The sequence below is a fragment of the Rossellomorea aquimaris genome (assembly GCF_020171925.1).
GTDB classification, from domain to species: domain Bacteria; phylum Bacillota; class Bacilli; order Bacillales; family Bacillaceae_B; genus Rossellomorea; species Rossellomorea aquimaris_F.
Map to the genome: position 1 here is coordinate 1,466,787 of NZ_JAIVAR010000001.1, position 12,872 is coordinate 1,479,658.

13 protein-coding genes are annotated in these 12,872 nt (G+C 43.6%); 2 read left to right on the forward strand and 11 right to left on the reverse strand.

The window, feature by feature from the left end; translation table 11 throughout:
• Window positions 1-71 precede the first annotated feature (71 nt).
• Window positions 72-1,022, forward strand: a complete 951-nt coding sequence (locus LCM10_RS07655; RefSeq protein ID WP_224875538.1) for a 4-hydroxy-3-methylbut-2-enyl diphosphate reductase — start codon at window positions 72-74, stop codon at window positions 1,020-1,022.
• A gap of 43 nt (window positions 1,023-1,065) precedes the next feature.
• On the opposite strand, the gene LCM10_RS07660 is transcribed toward LCM10_RS07655, so the two are convergent.
• The 10 genes from LCM10_RS07660 to LCM10_RS07705 all read right to left on the reverse strand — a co-directional run bounded on the left by LCM10_RS07660 (window position 1,066) and on the right by LCM10_RS07705 (window position 10,884).
• Entirely contained in the window at window positions 1,066-2,184 is a 1,119-nt protein-coding gene (locus LCM10_RS07660) for a Nif3-like dinuclear metal center hexameric protein (RefSeq protein ID WP_224875539.1), read from the reverse strand.
• On the reverse strand, window positions 2,181-2,894 hold the full coding sequence (locus tag LCM10_RS07665) for a tRNA (adenine(22)-N(1))-methyltransferase (RefSeq protein WP_224875540.1): 714 nt from the start codon (window positions 2,892-2,894) through the stop codon (window positions 2,181-2,183). Before LCM10_RS07665 ends, LCM10_RS07660 begins: the two co-directional genes overlap by 4 nt.
• A gap of 117 nt (window positions 2,895-3,011) precedes the next feature.
• Complete coding sequence (gene cccA, locus LCM10_RS07670) at window positions 3,012-3,386, reverse strand: cytochrome c550 (protein ID WP_224875541.1); 375 nt, start codon at window positions 3,384-3,386, stop codon at window positions 3,012-3,014.
• A 218-nt stretch (window positions 3,387-3,604) separates the two neighbouring features.
• A complete protein-coding gene (locus tag LCM10_RS07675) occupies window positions 3,605-4,750 on the reverse strand; it encodes an acyl-CoA dehydrogenase (RefSeq protein ID WP_224875542.1) in 1,146 nt (381 codons plus the stop codon).
• A gap of 168 nt (window positions 4,751-4,918) precedes the next feature.
• A complete protein-coding gene (locus LCM10_RS07680) occupies window positions 4,919-5,458 on the reverse strand; it encodes a hypothetical protein (RefSeq protein ID WP_224875543.1) in 540 nt (179 codons plus the stop codon).
• Window positions 5,459-5,571: 113 nt separating this feature from the next.
• Complete coding sequence (gene rpoD, locus LCM10_RS07685; protein ID WP_224875544.1) at window positions 5,572-6,702, reverse strand: RNA polymerase sigma factor RpoD; 1,131 nt, start codon at window positions 6,700-6,702, stop codon at window positions 5,572-5,574.
• A 34-nt stretch (window positions 6,703-6,736) separates the two neighbouring features.
• Entirely contained in the window at window positions 6,737-8,548 is a 1,812-nt protein-coding gene (dnaG, locus tag LCM10_RS07690) for a DNA primase (protein WP_224875545.1), read from the reverse strand.
• A gap of 47 nt (window positions 8,549-8,595) precedes the next feature.
• A complete protein-coding gene (locus LCM10_RS07695; RefSeq protein WP_224875666.1) occupies window positions 8,596-9,069 on the reverse strand; it encodes a YaiI/YqxD family protein in 474 nt (157 codons plus the stop codon).
• 359 nt (window positions 9,070-9,428) lie between these two features.
• Window positions 9,429-10,244, reverse strand: coding sequence for a pyruvate, water dikinase regulatory protein (locus LCM10_RS07700; protein ID WP_224875667.1), 816 nt, complete (start codon window positions 10,242-10,244; stop codon window positions 9,429-9,431).
• A 13-nt stretch (window positions 10,245-10,257) separates the two neighbouring features.
• On the reverse strand, window positions 10,258-10,884 hold the full coding sequence (locus LCM10_RS07705) for a helix-turn-helix transcriptional regulator (protein WP_224875668.1): 627 nt from the start codon (window positions 10,882-10,884) through the stop codon (window positions 10,258-10,260).
• Window positions 10,885-11,357: 473 nt separating this feature from the next.
• Here LCM10_RS07705 and LCM10_RS07710 point away from each other — a divergent pair, with 473 nt between their 5' ends.
• Window positions 11,358-12,731 (forward strand): glycine--tRNA ligase, encoded by a 1,374-nt coding sequence (locus tag LCM10_RS07710; protein WP_224875546.1) that lies wholly within the window; start codon window positions 11,358-11,360, stop codon window positions 12,729-12,731.
• 51 nt (window positions 12,732-12,782) lie between these two features.
• Here the strand turns inward: LCM10_RS07710 and LCM10_RS20860 are convergent.
• Window positions 12,783-12,872 (reverse strand): IS3 family transposase (locus LCM10_RS20860; RefSeq protein WP_224875669.1); only part of this gene is annotated, 90 nt, incomplete at its 5' end.

The window sequence follows — 12,872 nt, forward strand, 5'->3', positions numbered from 1 at the left end:
CTCTTTGTCAGATATCCCATTCTCCTTTATAATGGAATCACAACCTTTCCCATTTAGGAGGATTTTCATAGATGGACATTATCAAGATAACCCCGAGGGGCTATTGTTACGGTGTCGTGGATGCGATGGTCATCGCCCGAAACGCGGCACTTGATAAATCGCTGCCTCGTCCGATTTATATTCTAGGAATGATTGTGCACAACAAACACGTTACCGATGCGTTTGAAGAAGAAGGGATCATAACGCTCGACGGAAAGAATAGGAAAGAAATCATCGAAGGGGTAAACGAAGGTACAGTGATCTTCACGGCTCACGGTGTTTCGCCGGAAGTGAAGGAAATCGCCCGCCAGAAAGGGCTCGTCACTCTCGATGCAACTTGTCCCGATGTCACCAAGACACATGATCTGATCCGCGCAAAGGAAGCAGAAGGATATGATGTCATTTATATCGGAAAGAAAGGACATCCGGAACCAGAGGGTGCCGTCGGTGTGGCACCACACATCGTACACCTTGTCGAAACCGCCGAGGATGTAGAAAAACTATCGATTGACAATGACAAAATCATCGTGACCAACCAAACGACGATGAGCCAATGGGACGTCCTTGACACGATGGAAAAAGTGAAAGAAATGTTCCCACATGTCGAGTTGCATAAAGAGATATGCCTCGCTACCCAGGTACGGCAGGAAGCGGTTGCCGAACAAGCAGGAGATGCCGATGTCCTCATCGTAGTCGGTGATCCTAAAAGCAATAACTCCAACCGACTGGCTCAGGTTTCAAAAGAAATTGCTGGAACTCCGGCTTATAGGATATCAGATATCAGCGAGCTTGATGTTGAATGGATTAAATCAGCAAAAGTCGTGGCCGTCACGGCTGGCGCATCCACTCCGACACCAATCGTGAAGGAAGTCATCAAGTTCTTACAGGATTTCGATCCCGACAATGAAGAAACATGGTCCAGAGAACAAAGTGTCCCGCTTAATAAAATCCTTCCAAAAGTAAAGAAGTCTAAATTGAGTTAAATCAAAAAAGCGATCCCTTTATCATCGGGATCGCTTTTTTTGATTAAATGAAAGTAAATGGATTTGTATTTGCTTTTGATGCGAAAATATTGACGATAAAGCCTTTTTCCGCACATTTTTCTGCGAGATATTTCGCCACTCCATCCTTCATGACCTTTTCGATATGATGTCCTGCATCCACAATATTCAATCCCAGCATCATGGCATCATGGGCCGTATGATAATAAATATCACCAGTGACCAGTACATCCGCCCCCTGCCTCTTGGCAGTGGTGATGAATTTATTTCCATCCCCTCCAAGGACAGCCACCTTCTTGACTTTCTCCTCACTGTCACCAATCATCCGGACGCCATCCATGCCGAAGGTTTCTTTAACTACGCCCGCAAACTCTTTTAGAGTGACCTCTTCCTTGAGCATGCCGATCCGGCCAAGCCCCATGGGCTCCCCCTTGTTTTCAAGCGAATACAAATCATACGCCACCTCTTCATATGGGTGATGAGTGAACATCGCTTTCAAAACTTTTTTCTCGAGTGAACGCGGGTAGATGGTTTCCACCTTTTCTTCTTCCACCACTTCAAGTTTTCCCTGTTGTCCGATATGGGGTTTGGCTTTGTCACCTGGGAGGAACCTCCCCTCCCCATCTGATGAGAAACTGCAGTGTGAGTAGTTACCGATATGACCTGCCCCGGCGTCACCCAATGCTTTTCTCAATTCCTCGCTGTTTTCCTTCGGTACGTATACAACGAGTTTTCTCAAGCCTTCTGAATAGGTAGGCAGTAAGACAGACGTTTCTTGAAGACCCAATGCATCTGCAAGCAAGTCATTCACTCCGCCTACCGCAACATCAAGATTTGTATGTGCAGCATAGACGGCAATATCATGCTTGATCAGTTTCTCGATCATCCTGCCTTGATACGTATCGGTATGTAGTGACTTAAGCGGCCTAAATAGAGGTGGGTGATGCGCAATGATCAGTTTCACATTATTCTTGATGGCTTCATCCACCACATTTTCAAGGACATCCAATGTGATCATGACGTTTTCAACCTTTTCATTTAGTTTCCCAATCTGTAATCCGATCGGGTCTCCCTGTTCGGCTAGATGCTTTGGTGAAAATGCTTCAAACAGCTGGATGATTTCGTGTCCGTTTACCGTTTTCATTTGGAATGAACCTCCTCGACCATCTGGATTTTCCTCATCAATTCCTCTTTGCGTTCTTGTAAACCTTCGCTATGACCGGCTTTTTTCATGTTTGAGAGGATATTATTCCACTGTGCCTTTTCCTGTTCCCATTTCTTCAGGAATGCGTCATTTCTTTCCCTCATTAGAAACGGACCAAACAATCGTTCCTTTTGCATATCATCCTCGGAATAAGGACGTAATGGTTCTCCCCTGTCAGCAACCAGGATTTCATAAATCTTCCCGTCTTCTTCCACTATCTTTTCATCCGTGAGTTCCCAATCATTTTCAAGAAGCCAGTTCCGGATGGATATCGCACTGAGATTTGGCTGAAGGATCAATCTCTTCACGCCATGAAGCTTATCTTTGCCTGCTTCAAGGATTGAAGCGATCAACGCGCCACCCATCCCTGCGATGGTGATGCAATCCACTTCCCCAGGTGCAATCACCTCAAGCCCATTTCCAAGTCTTACGTCTATCTTGTCCTGAAGGCAAGCATCCTTCACCTGCTTCTCTGCAGATAGAAATGGCCCCTTCACCACTTCACCTGCGATTGCACGGTCTGCAATCCCTTTTCTCACAGCATAACAAGGAAGATAGGCATGATCGGAACCGATATCCGCCACCGTTGCTCCCGAAGGTATATAAGTAACGACTGTTTCTAACCGTTTAGATAATTGTTCAATATTCATAACTTCACCTTTTTAATCAGATTCATTCTTAGTATGTACGTTTTTCATTCTATCTGACTTCGTTTAATAAAAAAAGCCCTTTGCCCTGTGGACAAAGAACCTTTTTAAGCGTATACATTATTTAAGTGATTTGACCCATTCAGCCATTGCATCGATATTTTCGTCTGCAATCAAACCTGGAGGCATCGGAGACTTACCGTTTTTGATGATGTTTTTGATCTCATCAACGGACTTGTCCGTACCTTTAAGCGCTGGACCCATTCCGCCTTCATAGTTTGCACCATGACAAGATAGGCAGTTGTTCTTGTAGGCTTCTTCCGGATCGAACTCTCCACTTGAAGCTTCTTCTCCTTCTCCGCCTGCTTTTTCACCATGTTCCGCTTCTTTCGCTTTTTCATCAGCATTGTTAAGGCCTTCTAAAGACATGAAGAACACAAGGCCAATCCCCATAGCCATGATCAGGATGAATGGAATAATCGGATTACGATTCATGATTTAACCTCCTTTATGTACAACATCCAAAAAAATAGTGCTAGTAAACAACTTATATTTTACTTTAAAAATCGACAAAGGAAAAGTCCTATAGTTTAACTTTTCCATCTTTCTCACAAATTAGACACATTTGATTGTTTTTTGTACTTTGAAACCGAAAAATTAAACAAAGAGCTTACAGGTGCTGTTACGCATCCTGAAGCTCTTTTGTCAGAAAGTTAATTATTGACTCCGATCAGTCTGGAGATGACCATGCGTTGGACTTCGGATGTTCCTTCGCCGATTTCCAAGAGCTTGGCATCACGCATATATCTTTCCACGTGATATTCTTTCATGTAGCCGTAACCACCGTGAATCTGGATTGCTTCATCGGCTACTTCCATGCTGATCTCTGAAGCATACAGCTTACACATGGACGCTTCTTTAGAGAACGGTCGGCCTTGGTCCTTAAGCCACGCTGCTTTGTGTACCATATTCCTGGCAAGCTCGATCTTCATGGCCATATCAGCCAGCTTGAACTGTGTTACCTGGAACTCTGAAAGCGTCTTTCCGAATTGCTTCCGTTCTTTGGAGTATTGCAGTGCTTTCTCGAACGCAGCCTGTGCAACCCCCACGGCCATCGCACCGATACCGATACGGCCACCGTCTAGGGTCACAAGGAATTGTTTAAATCCTTCCCCGCGTTTCCCGAGCAGGTTTTCCTTTGGTACCTCCACATCTTCAAGCACCAATTCCGTTGTATTGGAAGCGTGCAGCCCCATTTTTTCGTAGTTATCAATCACACTGAATCCTTTTGCATTGGTAGGAGTGATGATTGCACTAATTTCTTTCTTTCCGTGTTCCCTGCCTGTAATGGCGGTCAATGCCAAATGGTCGGCATAGCTTGCATTGGTGATATAACACTTATTCCCGTTGATCACCCATTTATCGCCTTTGTCTTCCGCAGTCGTTTGAGTGCCCCCTGCATCGGAGCCTGCATTCGGTTCAGTCAGCCCGAAAGCGCCGAATGATTCCCCTGTACAGATCGGTGTTAGATACTTTTCCTTTTGTTCGTGCGTCCCGAATAAATTGATTGGTGCCCCACCTAAAGAAATATGTGCGGAGTATGTGATTCCTGTCGATGCACAAGCCCTGCTCAATTCCTCTGTGACGATTGCGAAACTGACAGTGTCAGCCCCAGCCCCGCCATACTCTTCCGGGAACGGCAGACCCATCATTCCTAAATCTGAGAGCTTTTTAAAGATTTCCTTTGGAAATTCTTTCGTTCGGTCTCTTTCCAATGCACCTGGCGCAACTTCCTCTTCTGCAAATTCCCTGATGGTCTTTTTAATCATTGCCTGTTCTTGTGTTAAATCGAAATTCATCCTTATCCCCCTTGTATTGACTTGATGAAAGAAAGCCTGAATCGGTTCAGACCTTTTTTGCACACTTTCAGAAACGCTATCAAGATTTCTATGAATGCGCTCTCATTCTTATTATAAAAGGGGTTGGTGAATTTTCTCAACTTTAAAAAACTTTTTAAAATTCAGAAGTTATTGCAATATAGAGATTATTAAAAATAGACTTCCAATCACCCCGGATAAAGTGAAATAGATAAGCTTTGTTTTCAATCCTAGGACAAACCACAAAATGCAATTTAAGAACAGTGCAGTGTAGAGCATGAGTGGAGATCCACCAGACATTTCATCCGTGATCCGGATGGATCCCAGGAGTAGGATGAATGCCACCGAGATGAGAATAAAGACTGGAGAAACTTTTTTCTTAGTATAATAAATTCCCATTCCTGTAAGTAATACGACAAAACCTGTCAAAATCGCTGTTTGCAAAACGACTGACAATTCAGTAAAATAAATGACAAATAATGAAATCGATATAATGGCTGCCAAGAAGACGATCATCATGGACAATTCATTCATTTTTCGCTGTGAAGCTGAATGCGCAGGTTCTTCCTCACCCTTGGTATACAGCGTTAATAAATAATCACAATAATGTTCCGGTAGCATGTTATGCTTTTTCCAAAACTTGATTTCGTCAATGATCACAGCCTGCCTGCTGATTTTTGTATTAGACATAATGCACTCACTTTCCAATCGTGTTCCTTTACATGTATTCGCCGATAATTGGAGAAAACCCTCTAAATCCCCATAAAAAAACCTCTACCATATCATGATAGAGGTGGGTGTTTCTATTCCAAGAAATCCTTTAGTCGTTTACTTCGGCTAGGGTGGCGCAATTTACGAAGTGCTTTCGCTTCGATTTGACGAATGCGTTCACGTGTTACACCGAAGACTTTTCCTACTTCCTCGAGTGTACGGGTTCTGCCGTCATCAAGTCCGAAACGTAGGCGCAGGACATTCTCTTCACGGTCTGTCAATGTATCAAGAACATCTTCCAATTGTTCTTTCAATAATTCGTAAGCGGCATGCTCTGATGGTGACTGAGCTTCTGCATCTTCAATGAAATCCCCAAGATGTGAGTCATCTTCTTCACCGATCGGCGTTTCAAGGGATACAGGTTCTTGAGCGATCTTTAAGATTTCCCTTACCTTTTCAGGTGTCAGATCCATTTCTTCAGCAATTTCCTCCGGTGCTGGTTCACGACCGAGGTCTTGCAACAATTGCCTTTGTACACGGATTAACTTATTGATCGTTTCCACCATATGAACCGGAATACGGATCGTTCTTGCCTGGTCGGCAATTGCACGCGTTATGGCTTGACGGATCCACCAAGTTGCATACGTACTGAACTTATAGCCTTTACGATAATCAAATTTCTCAACGGCTTTGATCAGACCCATATTCCCTTCTTGGATCAGGTCAAGGAAAAGCATTCCCCGTCCTACATATCGTTTAGCGATACTGACGACAAGACGAAGGTTGGCTTCTGCCAGACGGCGTTTCGCTTCTTCATCGCCATCTTCGATCCTCTTGGCAAGATTGATTTCTTCCTCTGCTGATAAGAGGTCGACCCTTCCGATTTCCTTAAGATACATCCTGACAGGGTCATTGATCTTAACTCCGGGTGGGACGCTCAAATCGTTTAAGTTGAATTCTTCTTCCTCTTCTTTTTCCAGCTCAGTGGCACCTGGGTCGTCATCTTCTTCATTTTCATTGATGATTTCGACACCCTGCTCACCTAGATGTTCATAGAACTCATCCATCTGGTCTGAATCCAATTCAAAACCCGATAGTTTATCGGCAATATCCTCATAAGTAAGGACGCCTCTTTTCTTCCCTTGGTTTACAAGAAATTCTTTCACCTGATCAACGGATAATTCTGACGCAATTTGTTTGGAACGCGCGGACTTTTCAGCCATGTGTTCCCCTCCTTCCAACTTCCTAGAAAAAACTTTATAGAGACTTACGCAGCTGTAAGATTTCCATCGCTATCTGAGCTTCTTTACGATAATCATTTTGCCTTTGTGCTTCTTTTCTTTCTGTTTCTTTTTCTTTTATTTTCAACATCTTTTGATGTTTTAAAACCGACTGGACATAATCCATTAACTCTTGTTCTGTGCATTCATCGCTGATCGACATCATTTCAATCTCACTTACGATCCTTCTGAGCCTTTCATCAGGCAGGTATCCTATGAAGGAGCTGGCCCCCGGAGGCATTCCCTCCTCGTAATAACCCAATAAATAAGTAATAATGGCTTGATGCTCATCAATATTGAGGTGGCTTCCGCCCAGCAAGTCCTGAACCTTATAGGCTGTATTCGGATCTTTCAGCATATAGGCAATGAGTCTTCTTTCTGCGGTTTGATAGGCTGGAAGCAGCTTTGTCTGCACCACTGGCCGATGTTGTATTGGTGGGGGTACAGGTGCCTTAGGCTTTGTCTTCCCCTTCATCGAACCGCTTAATTCATCAAGCTGTTGAAGTAATGCATCCCTTGATACATCAAACTCATCTGCAAGGTACTTGATGTAATAATCCCGTTCGACCGCATTGCTCAACAATGTGATTTCCTTAAGTATGTCTTCTATATACCGAAGGCGGTCTCCTTCATCATTTAAGTTTTTATTCTGTTTATAATACCGAAGCTTGAATGCCATGAATGTCAAGCTGGCCCCTATTACATCTTGTTGAAACTTCTCTTGGCCGTATTTCGAAATGTAGTCATCAGGGTCCATACGTTCCGGTATCATCGCAACACGAATCGATAAATGATGTTGAAGCAGGAGATTTCCTGCCCTGAATGCAGCCTCGATCCCGGCAGAATCTCCGTCGTAACAAATGACGACGGAATCTGTCAAACGCTTAATCAACGCAATCTGTCCATCTGTCAATGAAGTCCCCATGGTCGCAACCCCATTTTCAACGGATGCACCGCTGGCGGAAATGACATCAGCGAAGCCTTCGAAAAGAATGACTTGCTGTTTTCTCCTGATCATTGCCCTGGATTCATGATAGTTGTATAAGATGCGGCTTTTATTAAATATCTTTGTTTCAGGGCTGTTCAAATATTTCGGCTCATCCCCGGACTTGAGGCTTCTTCCCGAAAAGGCAACAACTTTTCCCTTGGGGTCTGTGATGGGAAACATGATCCTGCCTCTGAAGCGGTCGAGAAATGATTGATCCTTTTCCCTTCTGACCAACAGACCGGCATCTTCCATCAATTCAAGGGAGTAGCCTCGCTTCTGAAGGAACTTGACTGTAAAATCCCAACTCGGGAGCGACCAGCCGATTTGGAACTTCTTGATGCTTTCGGTTGTAAAGCCCCTTGCAAGCAAGTACTCCAGGGCTTCCTGACCCTCTTTTGTATTTATGAGCAGATGATGGTAAAATTTACTTAATAGCTCATGGGCCTGTATCATCTGTGTTTCATCTTCTTGAGGAGGCGATTCTGCCTCACCGGAAGGTTTGGAGACCGTAATCTCTTCTCCCACCTTGCCTCCAAGCTTTTGGGCAGCTTCGATGAAAGAAAGGCCATCAACATCCATTAAGAATGTAAATGCATTTCCACCGGCACCACATCCAAAGCAGTGAAAAATCTGTTTGTCAGGCGATACGGAGAAGGATGGAGTGTTTTCTCCATGGAATGGACAAAGCCCGAAGTAATTACGCCCTTGCTTCTTCAGCTGTACATAATCACTGACAACATCTACAATATCCGTAGATGACAATATTTTATTTAATGTTTCTTCAGGGATTCTATCAGACACTATCTATCACCTGTTTTTCATTTCCCTCTTTATGCATTCTGTAAGAATCAATATTTTCCTGCAAGATCCGATAAAATTTTCTCGAATTGTGTTGAAAATTCCTTACGGTCATCATTTGTAAAAGGCTTTGGCCCTTTTCCATAATTCCCTTTTCTTCTCTCCTTGGCTGCCACGTATCGGTAATCAAGTGCCGTCACGATACTCTCTTCCCTGTAAACCTTTCCCCTAGGAGAAAGGACATAAACTTTTTTAGGCAATACCAAGCTCGCGAGTCCTATATCCTGTGTAACAAGAACGTCATCGGATCGGACATGGTTCATGATATAAAGGTCCGCCGCTTCCTTTTCACTGTCCACGTACACCCATCTCCCCTCATCCGGGGCATTCTTCCGGTGGGCATTGGAAGCTACAAAGACGACCTCAAAACCATAGGATCCCGATAACCGGATGATTTCCTGTTTTACAGGACAAGCATCTGCGTCTACAAAAACTGTAGATTTTTGTTTGCTATTACTACCTATTCTACATCACTCCGCATTATCCTTCTCCCCAGCGTAACTTTTACTTGGAAATCAGGTAGGATCGTGAAAAAATTAAGACGGGACTTGACATATCACAATAATTAGTTTATTCCTTAAGAGTTTAGTCTAAACCTATTTTAAATATTTTTATCACAATTTTTTATTATAGTATAATCGGACAGGTTTGACCACTAATTTAACTGAAGAATTTATTGGATTTTCAGTTTATGCTAAATGACCGCCAGGATCCATCGAAGGAATGCCATTAAGCACCCCGTCATGGTGTGCCGTCCTTTATGTCATCAAGACAAAACGAAAGAACGATCCCATCCATTTCCCATTGGCAGGATCGTTCTTCATTATGAGTTGTTTGTGCGCTGATAAATGTTGGTTATGATATTTGCCGTTTCTTCCACTGCCTTGTTGGTCACATCGATCACGTGGCAACCCATCCGCTTCGAGATTTTCTCAAAATAAGTCAACTCTTCCTCAATCCTCTTGATGTTGGCATAGCTCGCTTCATCATTGAGTCCAAGTGATTTTAACCTCTCTCTCCTGATGGTATTCAACTTTTGAGGAGAGATTTTCAATCCGAAACATTTCTTCGGTGAAACGTTGAAAAGTTCTTCAGGAGGGTCGACTTCTGGTACCAGCGGGACGTTCGCGACCTTGAACCGCTTGTGTGCAAGGTATTGGGATAGAGGGGTCTTACTTGTCCTCGAAACACCAACGAGAACGATGTCCGCCTTGAGAATGCCTCTTGGATCCCTGCCATCATCATATTTCACCGCAAATTCGATCGCTTCAACTTTCTTGAAGTAATCATCGTCAAGCTTCCGTACCGTACCAGGCTCAAATAACGGATCCTTATTATAGATCGTTTGATAATTATCCATCAAAGGACCGATGATATCGAATGCATAAAGTTCTTCTTTATCTGCTTGTTCTTTAATGTACGCCCTCATATCCGGCTTCACGAGCGTATAGACGATCAATCCTTGATTCAGTTTCGCAAGGGAAATGACTTCATCGATATTTTCAAAATCCTCGACATATGGAAAGCGTTTAATGACCGTATTTGAACCATTGAATTGACTAATGGCCGCTTTCGTCACTAATTCAGCGGTCTCTCCCACTGAGTCGGAAACAACATAAATGATCGGTTCTTTCACGATCCTTCACCACCTTCTACTCTTCTTCTGCCAATGCTACAAATGCTTTTGTGATATTTGTCTTCGTAATCCTACCCGTGACCTCCATATCCCCGCTTTCGGTTTTCTTCACTACAGGGACGGAATCGATTTGCTTATGGATGAGGTCCTTGGCCACACCGATCAGGAGATCATCTTTTTCACATGTCGTGATATTAGGCATCCTAGTCATAATGATATTCACCGGAAGGGTGCTGAGTTCCTGCTTCCCGATACTTGCCCTCAGCAGGTCTTTCCTGGACAACACGCCTACCAGATATGTATTCTCATCCACTACGAATAACGTACCGACATCCTCGAGGAACATCGTAACGATTGCATCATAAACAGACACATTTTCATTGACCACGACTGGGATGGACTGATAGTCTTTAACATAAATTTTATTCAGGTTTTCTGTCAAGAGCTGGGTGCCGGTCTTTCCGGTGTAAAAGTATCCGACCCTCGGTCTCGCATCCAAATACCCGGCCATTGTCAGGATGGCAAGGTCAGGCCTGAGCGTTGCCCTCGTCAGATTCAATTGATCTGCAATCTGTTCTCCCGTAATCGGCCCATTGTCCTTCACGATCTGCAATATGTGTTCTTGCCTTTTATTTAGTTCGATTGTTACTCACCACCTAACGAACAAACGATTATGTTATACTTTATAATGAATATTATATACTATTTACGGAAAATGAAAAGAGAATATTATGAAGTGAACGTGACAACACTATGCATATTATCAAAGAGTATCTTTTTTTAATGAAAACTTCAAATGTTTTATCTTTGCATCAGAGGGTGTTGTACTTTCATCACCATCATGATAAAATATTTTCATCTTACAACCATATAAAGCTGAGACGGATACATAAGTACTTGCAAGCATTAGCGACCGGGGATGGTGAAAGCCCGGAATGCAGGGAAACGGCAATCCCGAGCTGTTCAAATTCTAAAGTGGGTATACAGGTATACTGTATATCAACTAGGGTGGAACCGCGAGTTACAAGCTCGTCCCTAGGCATAGCCTAGCGACGAGCTTTTTTATTTGGCTCATCATGCACTTTAATTCATGAATGATAAAAAGGAGTGACTTATATGTCAATGGAACAAGTAGTGAATTTAGCAAAACACCGCGGATTTGTATTCCCGGGCTCCGAAATCTACGGAGGTTTAGCAAACACATGGGATTACGGTCCACTGGGAGTAGAACTTAAGAACAACATCAAAAAAGCTTGGTGGAAAAAATTCGTTCAAGAGTCCCCATACAATGTCGGTCTTGATGCCAGCATCCTGATGAACCCGCAAACATGGGTGGCATCGGGACACGTAGGAAACTTCAACGATCCGATGATTGATTGTAAGGAATGTAAAACACGTCATCGTGCAGACAAAATCATTGAAAATGCCCTTGAAGAAAAGGGGATCGAAATGATCGTGGATGGTCTGTCTTTTGACAAAATGGCAGAAATCATCAAAGAGCATGATATTAAATGCCCGGACTGCGGAAGCGCGAACTTCACGGAAATCCGTCAATTCGATTTAATGTTCAAGACACATCAAGGAGTTACTGAATCTTCTACAAACGAAATCTACTTACGACCGGAAACGGCTCAGGGAATTTTCGTGAACTTCAAGAATGTTCAGCGCTCCATGCGTAAAAAGATGCCATTCGGTATTGCTCAAGTAGGGAAAAGCTTCAGAAATGAAATCACTCCAGGGAACTTTACATTCCGAACCCGTGAGTTTGAGCAAATGGAACTGGAATTCTTCTGTAAACCGGGAGAAGACATGGAGTGGTTCTCTTACTGGCGTGAATTCTGTAAAAACTGGCTGCTGAACCTGGGAATGAATGAAGAAAATATGCGCCTGCGCGACCATGATAAAGAAGAATTATCTCACTACAGCAATGCTACAACGGATATCGAATACAAATTCCCGTTTGGCTGGGGAGAGCTTTGGGGCGTTGCGGACAGGACTGATTTTGACCTAAAACGTCATATGGAACATTCTAACGAAGACTTCCATTACATGGATCCTCAGACGAACGAAAAGTATGTGCCGTATTGCATCGAGCCATCACTTGGCGCCGACCGCGTGACGCTTGCTTTCTTATGCGACGCATTCGAAGAAGAAGAATTAGAGAACGATTCAAGGACGGTCCTTCGATTCCACCCGGCACTTGCCCCATTCAAAGCGGCAGTCCTCCCGTTATCCAAGAAGCTCTCTGATGATGCATTCAAAGTATATGAAGAGTTGTCCAAGGACTTGATGATCGATTTTGACGAAACAGCTTCCATCGGTAAACGTTACCGCAGACAAGATGAAATCGGTACACCTTTCTGTATCACTTTCGACTTCGACTCAGTAGAAGACGGTCAGGTTACGGTGCGTGACCGCGATACAATGGACCAAGTCAGAATGCCGATCAGTGAAGTAAAATCCTTCTTGATGGAGAAGATTCAATTCTAAACCTGCATAAAACGTCCAAAAGGGTGCTTACCCCCGGAAGTTAGAGTTTTATTATGCAGCTGAATGGCTGGAGTGAGTTCGGTATTCGACAGGACTCATCCCAGCCAATTTTTCTTTTGACCGGTCATGATTGTACCAGTG

What these genes read in the sequence shown, in the direction of transcription:
- LCM10_RS07655 (WP_224875538.1), top strand. Translation starts at nt 72, where the DNA reads ATGGACATTATCAAGATAACCCCGAGGGGCTATTGTTACGGTGTCGTG.
- LCM10_RS07660 (WP_224875539.1), bottom strand. Translation starts at nt 2,184, where the DNA reads ATGAAAACGGTAAACGGACACGAAATCATCCAGCTGTTTGAAGCATTT.
- LCM10_RS07665 (WP_224875540.1), bottom strand. Translation starts at nt 2,894, where the DNA reads ATGAATATTGAACAATTATCTAAACGGTTAGAAACAGTCGTTACTTAT.
- cccA (WP_224875541.1), bottom strand. Translation starts at nt 3,386, where the DNA reads ATGAATCGTAATCCGATTATTCCATTCATCCTGATCATGGCTATGGGG.
- LCM10_RS07675 (WP_224875542.1), bottom strand. Translation starts at nt 4,750, where the DNA reads ATGAATTTCGATTTAACACAAGAACAGGCAATGATTAAAAAGACCATC.
- LCM10_RS07680 (WP_224875543.1), bottom strand. Translation starts at nt 5,458, where the DNA reads ATGTCTAATACAAAAATCAGCAGGCAGGCTGTGATCATTGACGAAATC.
- rpoD (WP_224875544.1), bottom strand. Translation starts at nt 6,702, where the DNA reads ATGGCTGAAAAGTCCGCGCGTTCCAAACAAATTGCGTCAGAATTATCC.
- LCM10_RS07710 (WP_224875546.1), top strand. Translation starts at nt 11,358, where the DNA reads ATGTCAATGGAACAAGTAGTGAATTTAGCAAAACACCGCGGATTTGTA.